At 35.5% G+C, this 18741-nt stretch carries 16 protein-coding genes; 8 read left to right on the forward strand and 8 right to left on the reverse strand.

Annotated features, from left to right (window positions below):
• Positions 1-21: 21 nt before the first annotated feature.
• Positions 22-1932 (reverse strand): ABC-F family ATP-binding cassette domain-containing protein, encoded by a 1911-nt coding sequence (locus ACFQ0R_RS08705; RefSeq protein ID WP_379657983.1) that lies wholly within the window; start codon positions 1930-1932, stop codon positions 22-24.
• Between the two features lie 63 nt (positions 1933-1995).
• Between ACFQ0R_RS08705 and ACFQ0R_RS08710 the strand changes: the two genes are divergently transcribed.
• The gene (locus ACFQ0R_RS08710; RefSeq protein WP_379657984.1) at positions 1996-2397 is read left to right on the forward strand and encodes a DUF983 domain-containing protein; all 402 of its coding nucleotides are present in this window, start codon (positions 1996-1998) and stop codon (positions 2395-2397) included.
• Here the strand turns inward: ACFQ0R_RS08710 and ACFQ0R_RS08715 are convergent.
• The 7 genes from ACFQ0R_RS08715 to topA form a co-directional block, all read right to left on the reverse strand.
• Complete coding sequence (locus ACFQ0R_RS08715) at positions 2363-3412, reverse strand: NAD(P)/FAD-dependent oxidoreductase (RefSeq protein ID WP_379657985.1); 1050 nt, start codon at positions 3410-3412, stop codon at positions 2363-2365. The two genes, ACFQ0R_RS08710 and ACFQ0R_RS08715, sit on opposite strands and share 35 nt — an antisense overlap.
• A gap of 146 nt (positions 3413-3558) precedes the next feature.
• Positions 3559-4581, reverse strand: coding sequence for a type IX secretion system ring protein PorN/GldN (gene porN / locus ACFQ0R_RS08720; RefSeq protein WP_449314343.1), 1023 nt, complete (start codon positions 4579-4581; stop codon positions 3559-3561).
• Positions 4582-4590: 9 nt separating this feature from the next.
• Positions 4591-6147 carry a type IX secretion system motor protein PorM/GldM gene (porM, locus tag ACFQ0R_RS08725; RefSeq protein ID WP_379657987.1) on the reverse strand — a complete coding sequence of 519 codons (1557 nt, stop codon included), beginning with the start codon at positions 6145-6147 and terminating at the stop codon, positions 4591-4593.
• Positions 6148-6172: 25 nt separating this feature from the next.
• The gene (gene porL, locus ACFQ0R_RS08730; protein ID WP_379657988.1) at positions 6173-6817 is read right to left on the reverse strand and encodes a type IX secretion system motor protein PorL/GldL; all 645 of its coding nucleotides are present in this window, start codon (positions 6815-6817) and stop codon (positions 6173-6175) included.
• 28 nt (positions 6818-6845) lie between these two features.
• The gene (porK, locus tag ACFQ0R_RS08735) at positions 6846-8204 is read right to left on the reverse strand and encodes a T9SS ring complex lipoprotein PorK/GldK (protein WP_379657989.1); all 1359 of its coding nucleotides are present in this window, start codon (positions 8202-8204) and stop codon (positions 6846-6848) included.
• A gap of 74 nt (positions 8205-8278) precedes the next feature.
• Positions 8279-9433, reverse strand: a complete 1155-nt coding sequence (locus ACFQ0R_RS08740) for a formimidoylglutamase (protein WP_379657990.1) — start codon at positions 9431-9433, stop codon at positions 8279-8281.
• A gap of 15 nt (positions 9434-9448) precedes the next feature.
• A complete protein-coding gene (gene topA / locus ACFQ0R_RS08745) occupies positions 9449-12025 on the reverse strand; it encodes a type I DNA topoisomerase (RefSeq protein ID WP_379657991.1) in 2577 nt (858 codons plus the stop codon).
• Between the two features lie 185 nt (positions 12026-12210).
• On the opposite strand from topA, the gene miaB reads away from it, so the two are divergent.
• The 7 genes from miaB to groL all read left to right on the forward strand — a co-directional run bounded on the left by miaB (position 12211) and on the right by groL (position 18624).
• Complete coding sequence (miaB, locus tag ACFQ0R_RS08750) at positions 12211-13668, forward strand: tRNA (N6-isopentenyl adenosine(37)-C2)-methylthiotransferase MiaB (RefSeq protein WP_379657992.1); 1458 nt, start codon at positions 12211-12213, stop codon at positions 13666-13668.
• Positions 13669-13682: 14 nt separating this feature from the next.
• On the forward strand, positions 13683-14957 hold the full coding sequence (locus tag ACFQ0R_RS08755) for a sigma 54-interacting transcriptional regulator (RefSeq protein ID WP_379657993.1): 1275 nt from the start codon (positions 13683-13685) through the stop codon (positions 14955-14957).
• The gene (locus tag ACFQ0R_RS08760; RefSeq protein WP_379657994.1) at positions 14957-15457 is read left to right on the forward strand and encodes an LptE family protein; all 501 of its coding nucleotides are present in this window, start codon (positions 14957-14959) and stop codon (positions 15455-15457) included. The genes ACFQ0R_RS08755 and ACFQ0R_RS08760 overlap by 1 nt, the downstream gene beginning before the upstream one ends.
• A complete protein-coding gene (locus ACFQ0R_RS08765) occupies positions 15457-16227 on the forward strand; it encodes a hypothetical protein (protein WP_379657995.1) in 771 nt (256 codons plus the stop codon). The genes ACFQ0R_RS08760 and ACFQ0R_RS08765 overlap by 1 nt, the downstream gene beginning before the upstream one ends.
• The gene (gene secG, locus ACFQ0R_RS08770; RefSeq protein ID WP_379657996.1) at positions 16227-16550 is read left to right on the forward strand and encodes a preprotein translocase subunit SecG; all 324 of its coding nucleotides are present in this window, start codon (positions 16227-16229) and stop codon (positions 16548-16550) included. The genes ACFQ0R_RS08765 and secG overlap by 1 nt, the downstream gene beginning before the upstream one ends.
• A gap of 137 nt (positions 16551-16687) precedes the next feature.
• Positions 16688-16963 (forward strand): co-chaperone GroES, encoded by a 276-nt coding sequence (locus tag ACFQ0R_RS08775; protein ID WP_379657997.1) that lies wholly within the window; start codon positions 16688-16690, stop codon positions 16961-16963.
• Between the two features lie 29 nt (positions 16964-16992).
• Positions 16993-18624, forward strand: coding sequence for a chaperonin GroEL (groL, locus tag ACFQ0R_RS08780; RefSeq protein ID WP_379657998.1), 1632 nt, complete (start codon positions 16993-16995; stop codon positions 18622-18624).
• Positions 18625-18741 lie beyond the last annotated feature (117 nt).

The following is an 18741-nucleotide window of genomic DNA, read 5'->3' on the forward strand; positions in this document are numbered from 1 at the left end:
GTAAAAAGTTAAACCGCTGTTTTATATTTCTTCAATCTCAATTTGCAGATCTTCCCACGACTTCATGAGAGTTTCCATTTTAGATTTTTTAGCATTATAATTTTCGAAGAAGTCTTCTTTTTTGATCGTTTCCTCGTATTTTTCTTCAAGCTTTTTGTCCATTTCCTTTATCTCTTTCTCAAGCTTAGAGATTTTGGACTCAACGCTACTCAATTTATTCTGAAGCGACTTTTGTTTTTTCTGAAATTCATAGTCGTTTTTACTGGAAGACTCAGCTTTAGCTTCTTTCTGCTTCTTGTCCTTCTTCTCCACTTCCCTCATCGACTCTAGCTCTCTATATTTTAAGTAGTCGTTGATGCCACCTAAGAATTCTTTCACGGTATTGTTTCTAAATTCATAGACAGAATCTGCAAGGCCTTGTAGAAAATCTCTATCGTGAGAAACTAGAATTAATGTTCCTTCAAAGTTATTTAGCGCTGATTTTAAAACGTTTTTGGATTGAATATCCAAGTGGTTGGTAGGCTCATCCATAATCAAGACATTGAAAGGAGATAGAGACATTTTAGCCAAAGCTAGACGGTTTCTTTCCCCACCAGAAAGCACTTTTACAAACTTGGTAACATCATCACCTCTAAAGAGGAAAGAGCCCAAAATATCCCGCACCCGACTTCTGTTACTTTCGTTGGCCGCATCTATCATCGTATCTAAGACCGTCTTATTACCATCCAGATACTCAGCTTGGTTTTGAGCGAAATAACCTATTTCTACATTATGACCAAGCTTGATGTGTCCACCATGCTCAAGTTCTCCTACTATAATTTTAGCCAACGTAGACTTCCCTTGTCCGTTCTGTCCAACGAATGCAATTTTAGAATTCCTTTCGATTAAAAAATCTACGTCTTTGAAAACGATGTCATCACCAAAGGATTTGGATAAATTCTCGGCTTCTATCACAACCTTACCAGGATTTTTTGAACTGTTAAACTTAACGTTCATTACTTGATTGTCCTCCTCATCGACTTCAATAACTTCAGTTTTCTCAAGTTTTTTGATAAGCGATTGCGCCATCGAAGCTTTATTCGCTTTGGCTCTAAATTTACTGATAAGCTTTTCTGTCTGCTCTATTTCCTTCTGCTGATTTTTTTGCGCAGCAAGTTGTTGTTCGCGCAATTCTTCTCTAAGCACTTTAAATTTAGAATATGGCTTGTTGTAATCGTAAATTTGACCCAATGATAATTCTATGGTTCTGTTGGTCACGTTGTCCAGAAACATTTTATCGTGAGAAACAATAACTACACAACCAAGGAAGTTTTGCAGAAAACTTTCAAGCCATAGTATACTCTCTATATCAAGGTGGTTGGTAGGCTCATCCAAAAGGAGAATATCATTGCTTTGTAGAAGTAATTTTGCAAGTTCAATACGCATTCTCCATCCTCCAGAAAAAGTGTCTGTCTGTTTTCCAAAATCCTCAGTTGTAAAACCTAACCCTTTTAAGACTCTTTCGGTTTCACCTTGGTAATTATAACCTCCTAATATTTCATATTGATGCTGGTAATCGTTAAGGTCGATCATCAATTGATTATAACCTTCACTTTCGTAATCTGTTCTTTCTACTAATTGCTGATTGATATGATCTAACTTTGATTCTAAGGATTTTATAGCTTCGAAAGCCTGATAAGCTTCTTCCAAAACTGTTCTTCCCTCTTCAAAATCGATATCTTGCTTTAGAAAGCCTATATTTATCTCCTTATCTTTTGCAATTTGACCTTGATCTAGAGGCATTTCACCAGAGATAATCTTAAGCATGGTAGACTTTCCGGCTCCATTTTTTCCAATAAGACCTACCCTATTTCCTGCACTCAGCTTAAAACTGATTTCTTTAAAAAGATACTCTCCACCAAAAGAAATAGAAAGATTGTGAATGTGTAGCATATGTTACCTGTAATTTTTGCAAATATTGGTATTTTTGTAATGTAAAACTAAAATTTATTCATAATGCTGAAGGGGTCAAAATTATATAGTGTCTTTACAGGAAAATGTCCTGTCTGTCACGAGGGTGATATGTACAAAGAATCAAACCCTTACAAGTTGAGTAAAATTTATGAAATGTACGAAAGATGCTCAGTTTGCAATACTAAATATAAAATTGAACCTTCATTTTTCTATGGTGCTATGTACGTAAGTTATGGCATTGGCGTTGCATTTGCAGTAGCTGCATTTATCACCTCTTACTTTTTTATAGGATTGGGAGTTGTTCCTTCCTTTATATCCATAATAGTGGTCCTTGTAGCTTTAGGTCCTATCATTATGAGACTATCCAGAAATGTCTGGATCAATATGTTTTTATCTTACGACAAGAATGCTAAGAATAAAGCTTCAAAAAGCGGTCAAGACTAATCTCTTTGTCGACTTCCTTATTTTGAAACATCAAATTGACTAGTTTTTCAGAAAGGCTCGGCGCAGCCATAACACCTCTACTTCCAAAACCATTAAGTATAAATAGATTTCTGTATTCCGGATGAGATCCCAGAATAGGTTTTCGATCTCTTACAGTAGGCCTTACACCCGCAACCTGATCAACAATTTCATAATGGCAATTTATCATTTCAGAAAGTTTTGCTTTGAGTTCTACTCGTGCATTTTCTGTGGGTTGATCATCAAGATGTTCACGAGAGTAAGTGGCTCCAAATTTATATAAGTCGTTTCCGAGTGGAATAATAAAGTTTTTGGACTTTAGAATCTTTTGATTGGAATTCAAGTCTGTAGACTTAAAAATTAAGTACTCGCCTTTATTACCATAGATAGGCAACCATTTGAAAAAAGGATTATTTACAACTCCGAATCCTTCACAGAAAACAATGGATCCATACTCTCTGTCCTTATAAACTACGCTTTCATTTCTGAATTCAATCTCGTTATACTCTATGTGTTCAGAAAAGAATTTTGAAGCTTTCCTATAGTTTGATTTCTTATCTTCAATCAGTCTTTTAAGCTCTAAAAGATGAGACTGAAGAACTTCACCCGCTTTGTATTTAGATTGTACTGAAGAATCTAAACTACTAATATTCGTGTTAAGAAATGGTTCAAGTTTCGGTTGATCTGAAGCAACAATCCAATTATTCTGGTCTTCGACTGAAGAAAAAAGTTTGTAAACTGGAACTTTTTTAAAATAATTTTTGTCAGAGTCTGTATTAAAATGATTGTAAAATTCTATAGCTTCAGACATCAAAACATCTGCGTTCCAGGCTAAGTTATAGCGTTTAAGTGCTACTGGATTTAAAACACCTCCAGCTACCTTAGAAGACTGCTGGCTTTCATCTGAGATAACATCAAAGGTTTTTGACCTTATCTCAAGCTGCTTAGCAAACGACAAACCCGCAATACCAAATCCAACTATTAAAACATCTTTCATATGTCCATATATTTTAATTTTTTAAAGGTCATATGTATTTCATCTTTCAACATATCACTTAATATCAGCTTAGTTTTTATGGTATATTCCATAAAAAAACCCTTACAATTTGCAAGGGCTAATTTATGATTAAAAATAATTTGAAATTAGTAATTCCACATATCTAATTCGAAGTTTCTTATTTCTTCTTTAATTCTATTGGATTCTAGAAGCTGCAATAATGCATTATCTTGAATGTAATCGGAGACCTCTCTATCCTCATAAACGTTTTGAGTCTTATAGATAACGGCATCAAAACGTCTAGAATTTAGTAAATGGTCAAAACTAAAAGGCATAGAACTATTCTCGTTGTTCAATACTTTAGCCTCATGTAAAACCTGTCTAGCGTCAGAAAACCAAACCCAAAAATAAGGAACAATTTCTGCTTCTCCAGTGAAACTCGGATTTTTACTTTGTATATCTTTTCCAGCTGGTGCAATACCAAGCAATCTATACCTCATCTCACCTTGAAGTTTATCAAAGTACCACATTCCTTTAATATGGTATTCTAAGATGCTGTCACTAGTAATTTCATAAGGAATCAAGTAAGGTTCCATTTGGTCAATCAATTCTTGTGGATATTGATCTGGGTAATTTGAAAGGTTTCCAGCTAGAGATCTATTTATAAACTCTTGAACACTTTCTGTTCCGGTAACACCATATTGACCAAGAATATCCAAAGCAACATCTGGAAGGAAAACAGATTTTGTAGACCCAAGAATATCTTCATACGATTTCTTCTTATTAAAATAACTAGTTGCATACACTTCAGTGATACCATCAGCAGAAGTAGAGTCTTTAGCTCCTTCTTCAATAGCATCGAGCAAAACTTTATAAAGAGAACGTCTGTCTGAAGAAAAAGAATCATCTTGAGTTGGATAAAGTAAAGGAAAATTGACCTTTTGATTCAAATCAATTTTTTCCCAGACAACTTTAGACCATAGAATATCTCTGTCACCAATATAACCGTATTCTAGAGGTTTATCGTCATCAGCCCTTTTTTGATCTTCTGTCAAAACACCTACCTGAGAGGGTTTAGAGGCATTTAAAATATTCGACTGAGCTACTGCTAAACTTCCGCACAAAGCAAGAATCGAACACATAAATACTTTAAAATTAGAATACATCATCATCTTAATTTAATTTGTTATTTGAACCAATAATGCAGGCATATTTTTAACATTCACGCCCGGCACATCGGCCTTGATATCGAATATTTGTATAATATCTCCAGCTCTAGCAAGTTCCAAAAGTTCTTGTGCTTTTCTATCCAACCTGCTTCCGTTTACAACGACAGAAGGCTGACCAGGTATGCTTAATGTAAAACGCTTCACGACAGGAGTAATATCAAAATCGAAATTTTCAAAAGTTGCTCCAATCGGTGAAACTTTTAATGCATTTTTAGGCATTTGTACAGCTCCACCTTCTTGCACCTGACCTCTCACTGTTGGTGTTGGCCTTGGTAAACTCTTTATTCTAAAAGTTGTTGTTGACGGGAATTTTTCACCATCAATTTCACCAACTACACTTATTTTCACTTCATTACCAGTCTGTGGCACCATCATATACTGCGAACCTTGCACACGCCTTAAACCAGGAGCACTTGCATTCACTTTATTCCCTGGTACACCAGGCATAGAAACAGTAATTGGATTTTCAATACCTCTGTAAACCACATTCATTTTGTCTGCAGACACAATAGCCTGGTTTGGTTTCGGAATCACAGAAAAAGATTGATTTACAGGAACTTCAATGGTTTCTCCATCTTGATTAAAAACTAATTTTCCCTTAATCAAATGTTCACCAGCCTGACCGGCATTTACATTTAGAACTACACGTCCTTCTTTAATTTCATAGTCAGATTCTGACAATTGTCTTCCATCAAGAGTCAAATCAACTTTATTTGGTCGAGTTGATTCATCAGTCCTTCCCAAAACAATAGAACCGTTAAATTTGTCTCCCTGATAATATGCTCCTCTTTCTGTTTGCAAAAGAGTTGAATAATTATCCATAGAAACCATCTGAGTCAATTCTCCGGCGAGCATTTTAGATAAAAGCTCGTTTTCATAAACTTTAATATCATTTTGAAGAGCAGATAATTTTGTAATTGATGAAATTAACGGAAAACCAATGAAATGATATTCAATATAATTCTTCGTTACATTTTCATTATTAACAACGTCCTCACCATTAAACTTTCTTGAAATAGCACTAGAGATTTGTGCATATTTAGGATCATCACCTATCAATTCCATCATACCATCATGATATGTTTTCATTTCATTCATGAACTTTTTTCCATCTTCAGTAAGATTACCACTTGATATCATTTTCTCATCCAAGTAACTAGTCTTATCCATACTTTCGTAATTCTTAGGATCATCAACTGTTCCTTTCAATTCAGTTTTCAATGAACCTAAATACTGAAAATATGAGTTTGTTAGTGATGCAACAGAAGTCGCTAAGTTTTTAGCCTCTCTAAACTGATCAGGCGACTCTTGAGCTTTTTGTTCAAGCCCTGCTACAGCAACTTTGTTTTTTTCAATGAAACTTTCATTCGACTCAGTCAAAGATTCATCGATTATCCCGAATGCAGTCAAAACTTCCTTGGACATATTTAAAGCCATCATAGCTATAAAAACCAAGTACATAAGGTTAATCATTTTCTGCCTTGGGGTTTGCTTTCCTCCAGCCATAGTTTTTCTTTTAAGAAATTATAATTTAAGCTTTAGGTCTCATTGCTGTTAACATACCACCATAAACACCATTAAGAGAGTCTAAGTTAGCGGTCAAAGATTCCATTTGTTCTTTCAACCTGCCTGCATTCTCAGCAACAGCCTGGTTAGCTTCGGCTTGTTTTGATGCAGATTCCACCTGTACTTTGTATAAATTGTTCAAGGATTCCATGTGAGTGGCAGCAAGTGTTAGTTCTTCACTATACTTTCTCTGAGATACCATAGAATCTGTTGTAGGCTGAATATTACGAGCTGCTCCTTCGAAATTTTTAATGCTCTCTCCTAAACTTTCCATCAATCTTGAATCGATTTTAGCTTCTTTAAGCATATCGTCCAGCTTTTTAGATAAAAGCCCTTGTTCATCTTCAGTTGTCATACTTGATGATTTTCCTCTTAAAGATGTCCCGTCCTGGTTCAATTCAGGGTAGACTTTAGACCAGTCTAAATCATTATCTACTGGTTCAAATGCAGATATTGCAAAAACTGCAGCTTCCACAAGAAGACCTATAATTAACATTGTATTACCGAATGGCCAGTGCATGATTTTAAACAATGCACCAATAATTACTACAGCCGCTCCAAGACCGTATACCATATTCATTATTTTCTTACTTGATTTTGAGTTTGCCATAATTTAAAATTTGATCGTTTAGTTAGTTTTAATTTAAATTTAAAGAATTACCTAAGAAATCTTGAACTATTCTGAACCCTATATAACTTCTAGCTGAATCTGAGTATTCATAATCTCTTGTGCTTACCTGTAGATAGTAACTTACATCTTTCCAGGATCCACCCCTTACTACTTTACGTTGATTTTCACTATTATTCACATTGGGACTCATTGAAGATACATATTCGTAGGATGCCGGATCATAAGAAGTGTTAACCCATTCAGCAACGTTACCAGACATATTATACAAGCCGTAATCGTTAGGCTCATAAGCATCTGCCTCTACTGTATAAAGAGCTTCATCAGCTGCATAATCTCCTCTAAAAGGTTTGAAATTTGCTAAAAAACAAGCTCTATCGTCTTTGGCATAGGGACCACCCCAAGGGTATGTTCCTCCCTCTATACCGCCTCTTGCTGCATACTCCCATTCAGCCTCAGACGGAAGTCTGAAAAAGTTGACATTAGCTTCATTTTTCTGCTTTCTAAAATCATTCAAATACTTGGTTCTCCAATTAGCAAAAGCTTTGGCTTGCCCCCAAGTCACACCAACTACAGGGTAATTGTCGTAGGCAGTGTGTGAAAAATAGTCGTTATGCATTGGTTCATTATAAGAATAATTGAAGTCTTTTATCCAAACTGTAGTATCAGGATATACCATAACTTCTTGATCGGTTATAAAATCTGTACGCTCTCCTTTTTTTCTAGCAGCGGCGTCGATATCCATCGTCTTATATTTGTACTTGAATTGAGTTACATCAAGCATCCTTCTACCGTTATAAGATTGATCGTTGGATAAATAAAATTCATCCATTACATAAACATAATCTTCATCAGGATATTGAGCGGGATCCCATATAATCTTAGGATTCCAGTTCAAATCTTGATTTAAAGGATCATAATGTTTAGAAAATTCCTGATAAGGGCTCAATTCTTCATCATCATCTCTACTAGCGTTTTTAAAAGCAAAACGCTGTATACCTTCATCATTACCATCAGCATCCCCGGCTAACTCCGCAGCTTCAGCTAATTTTTGTCTTATCACAGAATCCCTAACTCTTTCAACAAATTGTCTGTATTCTGAGTTAGTAATTTCGGTTTCATCCATGTAAAAAGAAGGAACAGTAACAGTTTTTGGAGGAGCATTTTGAACACCTGCTAAATCATCATCAGATTTACCCATGATAAAAGAGCCCCCTTTTACTAAAACCATACCATATGGTTTTTCAGGATACCATTTTTTCCCTTCTACTCCAACAAGCTGTCCCTTATCGCTTTTTCCACAACTCATTACCAAAAAGGCTAGAAGTGCGATATAAAAACCTTTAGAAGATGCAAAATAAAGTTTCATAATTAAGTGATTAAATTCAAATATTGTGTGCAAATAAACAATTTTTTTCTTAACGATAATTAAAATATATGTGATTAAATACTGTTTTTATATTTGGCTTTCAACCACCTATCCGGTATTATCGAAGAAGTAGCGTCCAAATAATCCTGTTTATCACATGCTAATAACGAGGGTTTATGTTCATTATTATTTCCATTTGGAATTTTGATCCACCAACGTCCTGAAACCTCACTTTTAATAAAAACTAAAATTTCATCTTGTATAGGAACATTATATTTTACAAAACTGGAATTACTTTCAGATACTTTTTCATTTAACCTCAAGTTGAATCCCTCCAGAAAATACCATAACATCTGGGAAATCAGATGAATAAGGCTTTCTGATTTTTTCATCGCTTGCAACTCATATATTCCAAAAGAACTTAGCTTATCACTCATCCCAGCATACCTAGATAACTTGCACAAGTCAAATGTACTGAATCCATTAATATTTTTATGGCTAGAATCAGCAATTTCTGAAGATTTAACACAATAAATATCAATACTTAGCAAGTCTGTATCTCTTAGAATAGGCTCAGCCCTTATGAAGTCTTGCTTAAGCTCTCCTAATCTTAAAGCCTCAAAAAAGAGTTTTTCCATCAAATCAATTTCTTCTTGTGGTGATAAAAAAGTTTGATACCCTAGATTGCAATAATTAAAAAGATTATAGGGTTCATCTATTATCATCTTACCAATATAAGACTGCCCATTCATAGGTAATTCCGAATTGCCTAAATCAAATTTATGATCGGCGGAAGTAAGATTAACCATATATTTTACTCCATCGTATGCTCTATATTGATAAAATGTAAAATCCTGACTACCCCCTAGAATAATCGGAATAATAGACTTTTTATAAAGTTGAGTAAGAATTATTTTAAGGACATAAGCAGTATCTGAAACCTCATCACCTTTCGAAATATCACCTAAGTCCAAAATATTCAACTCCCAATTACCAACGTACATATTGTATAATTGAGACCTTACCTCATCATAGTAAAATTCAGATTTATCATCATAAACACTGTTACGAGAATCTTTCACACAAATAATGGCAAGCTGGGTATTATCAAAGCTCTCTTCCTCTTCGCCGTTATAAAAACTTACGAAATTTGATAAAGTCTGGTTTGAAAAGGATTGGATGGTCTCCTGTAATTCTACATTTACGGGTTCTAAATATTCAAATGCCATTAATTTCAATTAGAATTATTTCGACTTAGATTTTGTATTTGTCGATTTTTTGGTGGTAGATTTCTTTGTTTTAGTAGTTGCCTTTTTTTTGGTCGTTGTTTTCTTAGCTTTAGAAGCAGTTTTCTTTTTAGCTGGCTTTTTCTTTGTTTTTGTATTCTTCTCAAGTATTGCTTCAGCCTCATCAAGCGCCATTCCCTCAGCATCCGTTGTCTTAGGAAGTTCGACTTTCGTTTTACCCTTTGATAGTTTGTATCGACCCCATCTTGCCTTTTCCAGTTTGATACCCTGCTCCTCCCAGTGGTGGATTAATTTATCTTTTTCCTTCTGAATTTTATCCTCGATCAATTCGACGATATCATCCTCACTTAAATTATCAAAATCATATTTTTTATTCACATTAATAAACATTCCATCCCACTTCAAATATGGACCAAAACGACCAACCCCTTTCTGAACTCCTTTATCCTGATAGTAATAAATAGGTTCCTCAGCTTTCTCTTTTGCCTTAATTAATTCGATAGCACGTTCATAGGATATATCCAAAGGATCTTCGCCTTTCTCTAGAGAAACGAACTTCTTGCCATAACGAACATAAGGACCATACCTGCCAATATTCGCCTCTACTTCTTCATCCTTGTATTCCCCAAGTTGTTTAGGAAGTTTAAACAAATCCATCGCTTCCTCATAGGTGACAGAATTTAAAGTCTGGCTTGGCTTTAAACTTGCAAATCTTGGCTTTTCATCATCTTCTACGGAGCCAATCTGTACCATTGGACCAAATTTTCCTAAACGCGCACTCACTGGTTTCCCAGATTCTGGATCTTTACCTAGAATTCTCTCACCAACTTCCCTATCTGCATTTGCTGCAACGTCTAAAACATTAGGATGAAAATGGACGTAAAAGTCTTTCATCACCTTTGTCCATTTAGCGTTTCCTTCTGCCACCTCATCAAAATCTTGTTCGAGTTTGGCTGTGAAGTTATAATCGAGTATACCTTTAAAGTGCTTGACTAAAAAGTCATTCACTACCATTCCAACATCTGTAGGAACCAGTTTCCCCTTATCACTTCCTACTTTTTCTGAAAGTGTTTTCGTTTTAATATCATCATTTTTGAATGTATACTGGATGTACTTGCGTTCAGTTCCATCTACATTTCCTTTTTCTATGTATTTTCTATTCTGAATAGTTGAAATTGTAGGAGCATAAGTAGAAGGTCTACCAATACCGAGTTCTTCAAGCTTTTTCACAAGCGCAGCTTCTGTGTAACGAGATGGCGGTCTTGTATAACGTTCAGTAGCTTGAATAAATTGATTAAGAAGAGACTCACCTACTTTCATTGCAGGAAGAAGTCCACTTTGCTCCTCGTCTTCTTCATCTTTCCCTTCCAGATAAACTTTTAGGAACCCGTCAAATTTCACAACCTCACCATTAGCTGAGAATTCTCTATCATCTTTATCTGAAGAAATTCTGACGTTGGTTCTTTCTAAAGCTGCATCACTCATCTGTGAAGCAATTCCTCGTTTCCAGATCAACTCATAAAGTCTTTGCTGGTCACGTTCAGCATCAATTTGATGTACAGCAAAATTTGTTGGCCTTATAGCTTCGTGAGCTTCCTGAGCGCCTTTAGATTTCCCTTTATAATTTCTGGCTTTATGATACTTATCTCCGTAAGCACTTTTAATTTCATCTTCTGCACTTTGTTTTGCCTGCTTAGATAAATTCACACTGTCAGTTCTCATATAAGTAATATGACCGGCTTCATAAAGACGCTGTGCCATATTCATTGTTTTGCTTACAGAGAAATATAGTTTTCTAGCAGCTTCCTGCTGTAAGGTAGAAGTAGTAAACGGTGGAGCAGGAGATTTCTTTGCTGGTTTTTTGGTGAGATCACTTACTTCAAAACTAGCCTGTTTCTGAGCTTCAAGAAATGCTTCAGCTTCTTTTTTAGAATCTAAGTTTTTTGGAAGTTTTGCTTTAAAACTAGAACCTTGCTCTGTTTTAAACTCAGCATCAACTCTGTAAAACACTTCAGGATTGAAATCTAAAATCTCACGCTCTCTTTCAACTATTAACCGAACTGAGACAGATTGAACTCTTCCAGCAGACAAACCGCCTTTTACTTTTCTCCATAATATGGGAGACAATTCATAACCTACTAATCGATCCAAAACCCGTCTAGCCTTTTGTGCATTTACAAGATTATAATCAATTTCTCTAGGGTTTTCGATTGCATTTTTAATGGCAGATTCAGTTATTTCAGAAAAAACAATACGTCTTGTTTTTGCTTCATCCAGTTTTAACTCATCAGACAAATGCCAAGCTATGGCTTCTCCCTCTCTATCTTCATCACTTGCCAGCCAGACCGTTTCAGATTCTTTTGCCATCTTGGTAAGTTTTCTTACCACGTCTTTCTTATCGCTATTAACGATATAGGTTGGTTTAAAATCATTATCAACATCAACTCCAAGCTCTTTTGAAGGCAAATCTGCAATGTGACCAAAACTGGAGGCCACTTTATAATCTTTTCCTAAAAATTTTTCTATAGTCTTAGCTTTGGCAGGAGACTCAACAATTACTAGATTTTTTGCCATTGGATATTATTTATATTGCAAAAGTATACGATTTTTTGGATTTCAATTTAAGAACGTCATTTAAGTATTTTCTCATTAACTCAAACTTAATCTTTTTTCTCCAAAATGAATTTCGAAAAGAATAAAATGACAGTTTGTCAGTAAATCCATATCGTGTATCTTTGTACAAAATTTTACAGCTTTACATGGAGAAGATTATTGACGAAACTCTACAAGGCCAAACTCTGGTAAAAGAAGAGAAAAAAAGCAATTCAAAGAAGCTTTATATTGAAAGCTACGGATGTGCTATGAACTTTAGTGATAGTGAAATCGTAGCTTCCATTTTAGACAAACAAGGCTACAACACCACAAAAGAACTAGCTGAAGCAGATTTAGTTCTTGTTAATACTTGTTCCATTAGAGACAAGGCAGAGCAAACAGTTAGAAAACGCTTAGAGAAATTCAATGCTATAAAAAAAGATAATCCTTCCATGAAAGTTGGAGTTTTAGGATGCATGGCTGAGCGATTGAAACATAAGTTCCTAGAAGAAGAAAAAATTGTTGATCTTGTTGTAGGACCAGATGCCTATAAAGATTTACCAAACTTATTAGACGAAGTTGAAAATGGTAGAGATGCCATCAATGTGATTCTTTCTAAAGAAGAAACTTATGGAGATATTTCCCCTGTAAGACTGCAAAGCAACGGCGTTTCTGCATTTGTTTCTATCACTAGAGGTTGCGACAATATGTGCACTTTTTGTGTGGTTCCTTTTACGAGAGGAAGAGAAAGAAGTCGTGATCCCAAAAGTATTTTGGACGAGATCAATGATTTGTGGTCTAAAGGCTTCAAAGAAATCACTTTACTTGGACAAAATGTTGATAGCTACTTGTGGTATGGAGGAGGCTTAAAAAAAGATTTTAAAAATGCTACCGAAATGCAAAAAGCAACTGCAGTTAATTTTGCTGATTTGCTTGATATGGTTGCTAAAGCACAATCAGGTATGCGCATTCGCTTCTCAACTTCCAATCCTCAAGATATGACTCTAGATGTAATTGAAGTCATGTCCAAGCATAGAAATATCTGTAATTACATCCATTTGCCAGTACAAAGTGGTAGCGATAGAATTTTGAAGAAAATGAATCGACTACATACACGTGAAGAATATTTCAAATTGATTGACAACATCAGGTCAATAATGCCTGATTGCGGAATTTCCCAAGATATGATTGCTGGTTTCCCTTCAGAAACTGAAGAGGATCATCAAGATACTTTATCTCTTATGAAATATGTCAAATATGATTTTGGCTATATGTTCACTTATTCTGAACGTCCCGGAACTCTGGGCGCCAAGAAATTTGAAGATGATGTCCCGGAATCTACAAAGAAGAGAAGGCTTCAAGAAATCATTGATTTGCAACAAGAACATTCTCGCTTAACAACGGAAAAACACCTTGGACAAATTGAAGAAGTATTAATTGAAAAAGAATCCAAAAAATCTAATCTCCAATGGAGTGGTAGAAATACCCAAAACACAACAGTAGTTTTTCCAAAAGGGGATTATAAAGTAGGCGATTATGTTCTTGTAAAAATGAAAGATTGCACAACTGCTACATTAATTGGTGAAGCTGTAGGATACGGACCTATGCAACCAACTTTATCCTAAATTAAAATCAGAATATGGAATCACCACAAGCTGTAAAACAGCGATTTGAAATCATAGGAAACGATCCAAGCCTCAACAGGGCGATAGAAAAATCTATACGTGTAGCTCCTACAGACATTTCGGTTTTAGTTACGGGAGAAAGTGGAGTTGGTAAAGAAAGTTTACCTAAAATTATTCATGCCTTATCCCATAGAAAGCATGCTAAATACATTGCCGTTAACTGTGGTGCTATCCCGGAAGGAACTATAGATAGCGAGTTATTTGGACATGAAAAAGGAGCTTTTACCGGGGCCAATCAAGCAAGAGACGGATACTTCAAAGAAGCCGATGGCGGCACCATTTTCCTTGATGAAGTAGGAGAATTGCCTTTAACAACTCAAGTTAGATTGCTTAGAGTACTTGAAACAGGAGAATTTATAAAAGTAGGGTCCTCCAAAGTTCAAAAATCGAGTGTGAGAATAGTTGCTGCTACCAATGTAAATATGATCCAAGCCATCAAGGATAATAAATTTAGAGAGGATTTATATTATAGATTAAATACTGTAGAAATTCATCTATCACCATTAAGAGAGAGACGCAGTGATATTCACTTATTGTTTAGAAAGTTTGCTTCGGACTTCGCTTTGAAATATAAAATGCCAACAATTAGACTTACGGACAGAGCCGTAAAGGCCCTGGAAAATTGTAGTTGGCCGGGAAACATTAGACAGCTCAAAAACGTAACTGAACAAGTTTCAGTTTTAGAGACCAACAGAGAAGTTGATGAAACTACTTTGAGTCATTATTTACCAAAAAGCTCAAATCTACCTTCGGTAATTTCGGGAGAAAAAAGCAGTAATAAAGGCGATTTCAGCAATGAAAGGGAAATTCTTTATAAAGTGCTTTTTGATATGAAAAGCGACTTGAATGACCTTAAAAAACTGACCATGGAACTCATGGAAAAGGAAAATGATGAGACCTTCAAAGAAGAGAACATCAACCTCATCAAGAAAGTTTATGGGGATTCTTCTTCTGAAAAAGAATTTTCTGATGAAACACACGAGGAGCAGTTGGAAATTTTACAGCTCCCAAATCAGAAAAAAAATAGAGAGGCAGAGCCAAAAATTGAAGATCCATACGATTACGCTGAAGATATCGAGGAAGAAGAGACCTTATCACTTCAAGACAAAGAAGTGGAACTTATAAAGAAATCTCTTGATCGCCATCAAGGTAAGCGTAAACCTGCAGCTGACGAATTGGGCATAAGCGAAAGAACATTATACAGAAAAATTAAGCAATACGACCTGTAATGAAAATAAGATTTATAATTGCGTTATTTTCGATTTTAAGTTTACAATCTTGTGGCTATTATTCATTCACAGGAGCAGATACTGGTAACGCAGAAACATACCAAGTAAACTTCTTCCAGAATACAGCGCAACTTGTTGAGCCAGGTATTGACAGGGATTTTACTCTACAGCTTCAAGATTTAATTCTTAATCAAACAAAGTTAAGCTTAGTAAACACCAACGGAGATTTGATTTATGAAGGCGAAATTACAAGATATTATGTAGCACCTATGACTGCAACAGCAGATAGCAGAGCTGCTCAAAGTAGACTTACCATAGAAGTAAACGTCAGGTTTTATAACACTTTAGACCCAGAAAAAGATTTCGAACAAAGGTTTTCTTTCTATTTTGATTTTCCAGGAAATGCACAATTAACTGGAGCTCAAAAAGAGGAAGCTATTGATGAAATATTTACGAGAATTACTCAAGATGTCTTTAACGCTTCACTAACCAATTGGTAATGGAAAAGGATACTTTACTTGACCTCATCAAAACACCAATAAAATTTGAGATTAAAACCTCAAGTTTTATCGATGAGGCTATGGAGAAATATCCTTACTTCCAGCCTCTTTATGCTTTAAAATTGAAACTTTTAAAACATTACGGGAGTTTTAATTACAATAGATTCTTAAAAAAAACTGCGGCTAGAACCCAAGATAGAGCTGTCTTATTTGATTACATTACCTCAGAGGAATTTTCTCAACTTGAAATTGCCACCAGAATTGATTTATTGATCAAGCATGAAAAAGAGAATGCGGAATTCGAAATCAATGAAGAAATGGTAGAGCAGATAAACGATCCGGAACTTTTTGTGGAAAAAGAAATAACTCCTACTAAAGAAACAGGGAAACCTTTAAATTTTAACTCTTCAGAAACTCACTCCTTTAAAGAATGGTTGAAATTAACTCAAATTGAACCTCTTGAAGAAAAGCAAGATACGAGAGAAAAATTTGTTGCAAACCCCCAATTTCAGGTCATTGATGAATTCATAAAAAATAACCCTAAAATTGTCCCTACAAAATCTTATGAAACTTCAGAAAAAATAATAGCGAAACATGAACCTTCATCTAGCCTTATGACTGAGACTCTAGCCAGGGTCTATATGGAGCAAAAACGATACGACAAAGCAATTCAAGCATTTAAGATATTAATTTTGAATAATCCCGAAAAAAGTACTTTCTTTGCAGACCAAATTCAAGAAATAGAAAGACTTAAAGAAAATAAAATATAATGAGTACATTTTCCATATTTTTAATCCTAATTGTAATTGTAGCCTTTTTGCTAATCGTTGTTATTATGGTTCAAAACCCTAAGGGCGGCGGCTTATCCTCATCATTTGGTGGTGGTGGTTCCCAGCAAGTAGGTGGCGTAAAACAAACCTCAGATTTTTTAGATAAAAGTACCTGGGCTTTAGCAACACTGCTATTGATTTTGATATTGTTATCCAATGTGACCATCATAAGCAATAGAACAGGACAAGATTCAAAATTACTTGATGAAAATCAAGCTCCGATAGAAAATACACAGTCCAATGATCTACCTCCAGTAGAATAAGAAGACTATACAATTTAAAATATCAAAATGCCAGCTTGTGACAAGCTGGCATTTTTTTTTAAGTTCTTGGCAGTACTTATGCATTGGCACACTTTTAGACTAATCAGTAGAAAGTTAAACATAAAAACTCATTTATAATGGCAGTAAACATTAAACCATTGGCAGATAGAGTGCTTGTAGAGCCTCAAGCCGCAGAAACTAAAACAGCTTCTGGAATCATCATTCCAGAAACCGCTAAAGAAAAGCCACAACGTGGCAAAGTAGTAGCTGTAGGAAGTGGGAAAAAAGACCATACTATGACAGTAAAAGTTGGAGATATGGTGCTCTATGGAAAGTTTTCAGGAACCGAACTAAAGCATGAAGATCACGATTATCTCATCATGAGAGAGGATGACATCCTTGCAATCGTTTAAACCAAATAATCAACAAAAAACTAGATAAAATGGCAAAAGATATAATTTTTGATATTGAAGCAAGAAATGGCGTAAAAAGAGGTGTTGATGCACTAGCTAACGCTGTAAAAGTAACCTTAGGACCAAAAGGTCGTAATGTCATCATAGGAAAATCGTTTGGCGCTCCTATGGTCACCAAAGATGGTGTAAGCGTTGCTAAAGAAATCGAATTAGAAGATCCTTTAGAAAATATGGGAGCTCAAATGGTAAAGGAAGTAGCTTCCAAAACCAACGATCTTGCAGGTGACGGTACAACTACTGCAACTGTATTGGCTCAAGCCATCGTAAAAGAAGGCTTAAAGAACGTAGCTTCAGGAGCAAATCCTCTAGATCTCAAAAGAGGGATTGACAAAGCTGTAGAGGCTGTTGTTGCAGAATTGACAAAACAAGCAAAATCAGTTGGAGATACTTCAGAAGAGATCAAACAAGTAGCTTCAATTTCAGCCAACAATGATGACCAAATTGGTGAATTAATCGCTGAAGCATTTGGTAAAGTTGGTAAAGAAGGTGTTATCACTGTAGAAGAAGCTAAAGGAACTGAAACCTATGTTGATGTCGTAGAAGGTATGCAGTTTGACAGAGGTTATTTATCACCATACTTCGTTACTGATAGTGAAAAAATGACTACAGATCTTGAGAATCCATACATCTTGATTGTGGATAAAAAGATTAATTCTATGAAGGATTTACTTCCTGTATTAGAACCAGCTGCACAAAGCGGAAAACCTTTATTGATTATTGCTGAAGATATAGAAGGTGAAGCTTTAGCAACGCTAGTAGTCAATAAATTAAGAGGTTCATTAAAAATCGCTGCTGTGAAAGCACCAGGATTTGGCGACCGTAGAAAAGCAATGTTGGAGGATATCGCTATACTTACAGGTGGAACTGTTATTTCTGAAGAACGCGGATTCACTTTAGAAAACGCTACCTTAGACATGCTAGGTACTGCAGAGAACGTAACTATAGACAAAGACAACACAACTATAGTGAACGGAGCTGGAGAAAAGGACAACATCGTTAACCGTGTGAACCAAATTAAAGCTCAGTTAGAATCTACTACAAGCGACTATGATAAAGAAAAGTTACAAGAACGTCTAGCTAAACTTTCTGGTGGTGTTGGCGTACTTTACGTAGGTGCAGCTTCTGAAGTAGAAATGAAAGAGAAGAAAGATAGAGTAGATGATGCACTTCACGCAACACGTGCAGCTGTAGAAGAGGGTATTGTCGCTGGTGGTGGCGTAGCATTAATCAGAACTTTAAAAGCTCTAGAAGGTCTTAAAGTTGAAAATGCAGATGAACAAACAGGAATCAATATCATCGCAAAAGCTATCGAATCTCCAATGCGAACCATTGTAGAAAACGCTGGTGGTGAAGCATCTGTGGTTATTAACAAAGTTCTTGAAGGAACTCAAGGTTATGACGCTAAAACCAACACTTTCGTAGACATGCTTAAAGCCGGTATCATAGATCCTAAAAAGGTTACTCGTATCGCTTTAGAGAACGCAGCATCTGTTTCAGGAATGATTCTTACTACAGAATGTGCTCTTGTGGACATAAAGGAAGATGATAATGGTGGCGGCGGAATGCCACCAATGGGAGGTGGAATGCCAGGAATGATGTAAGCATCCCCTATATAGAGTAAATTTAAAGCCGTTTCTTTCATAGAAGCGGCTTTTTTTTGATGTACCGATTTAGTTCTAAAATTATCACATTAAAAATAAAGACGTTATTTGGTTATA

Source organism: Psychroflexus salinarum (genome assembly GCF_042677225.1).
In the GTDB taxonomy this organism is placed as follows: domain Bacteria; phylum Bacteroidota; class Bacteroidia; order Flavobacteriales; family Flavobacteriaceae; genus Psychroflexus; species Psychroflexus salinarum.

Excerpts from the sequence above, each read along its gene's own strand:
- ACFQ0R_RS08705 (WP_379657983.1), bottom strand. The coding sequence starts at position 1,932 with ATGCTACACATTCACAATCTTTCTATTTCTTTTGGTGGAGAGTATCTT.
- ACFQ0R_RS08710 (WP_379657984.1), top strand. The coding sequence starts at position 1,996 with ATGCTGAAGGGGTCAAAATTATATAGTGTCTTTACAGGAAAATGTCCT.
- ACFQ0R_RS08715 (WP_379657985.1), bottom strand. The coding sequence starts at position 3,412 with ATGAAAGATGTTTTAATAGTTGGATTTGGTATTGCGGGTTTGTCGTTT.
- porN (WP_449314343.1), bottom strand. The coding sequence starts at position 4,581 with ATGATGTATTCTAATTTTAAAGTATTTATGTGTTCGATTCTTGCTTTG.
- porM (WP_379657987.1), bottom strand. The coding sequence starts at position 6,147 with ATGGCTGGAGGAAAGCAAACCCCAAGGCAGAAAATGATTAACCTTATG.
- porL (WP_379657988.1), bottom strand. The coding sequence starts at position 6,817 with ATGGCAAACTCAAAATCAAGTAAGAAAATAATGAATATGGTATACGGT.
- porK (WP_379657989.1), bottom strand. The coding sequence starts at position 8,204 with ATGAAACTTTATTTTGCATCTTCTAAAGGTTTTTATATCGCACTTCTA.
- ACFQ0R_RS08740 (WP_379657990.1), bottom strand. The coding sequence starts at position 9,433 with ATGGCATTTGAATATTTAGAACCCGTAAATGTAGAATTACAGGAGACC.
- topA (WP_379657991.1), bottom strand. The coding sequence starts at position 12,025 with ATGGCAAAAAATCTAGTAATTGTTGAGTCTCCTGCCAAAGCTAAGACT.
- miaB (WP_379657992.1), top strand. The coding sequence starts at position 12,211 with ATGGAGAAGATTATTGACGAAACTCTACAAGGCCAAACTCTGGTAAAA.
- ACFQ0R_RS08755 (WP_379657993.1), top strand. The coding sequence starts at position 13,683 with ATGGAATCACCACAAGCTGTAAAACAGCGATTTGAAATCATAGGAAAC.
- ACFQ0R_RS08760 (WP_379657994.1), top strand. The coding sequence starts at position 14,957 with ATGAAAATAAGATTTATAATTGCGTTATTTTCGATTTTAAGTTTACAA.
- ACFQ0R_RS08765 (WP_379657995.1), top strand. The coding sequence starts at position 15,457 with ATGGAAAAGGATACTTTACTTGACCTCATCAAAACACCAATAAAATTT.
- secG (WP_379657996.1), top strand. The coding sequence starts at position 16,227 with ATGAGTACATTTTCCATATTTTTAATCCTAATTGTAATTGTAGCCTTT.
- ACFQ0R_RS08775 (WP_379657997.1), top strand. The coding sequence starts at position 16,688 with ATGGCAGTAAACATTAAACCATTGGCAGATAGAGTGCTTGTAGAGCCT.
- groL (WP_379657998.1), top strand. The coding sequence starts at position 16,993 with ATGGCAAAAGATATAATTTTTGATATTGAAGCAAGAAATGGCGTAAAA.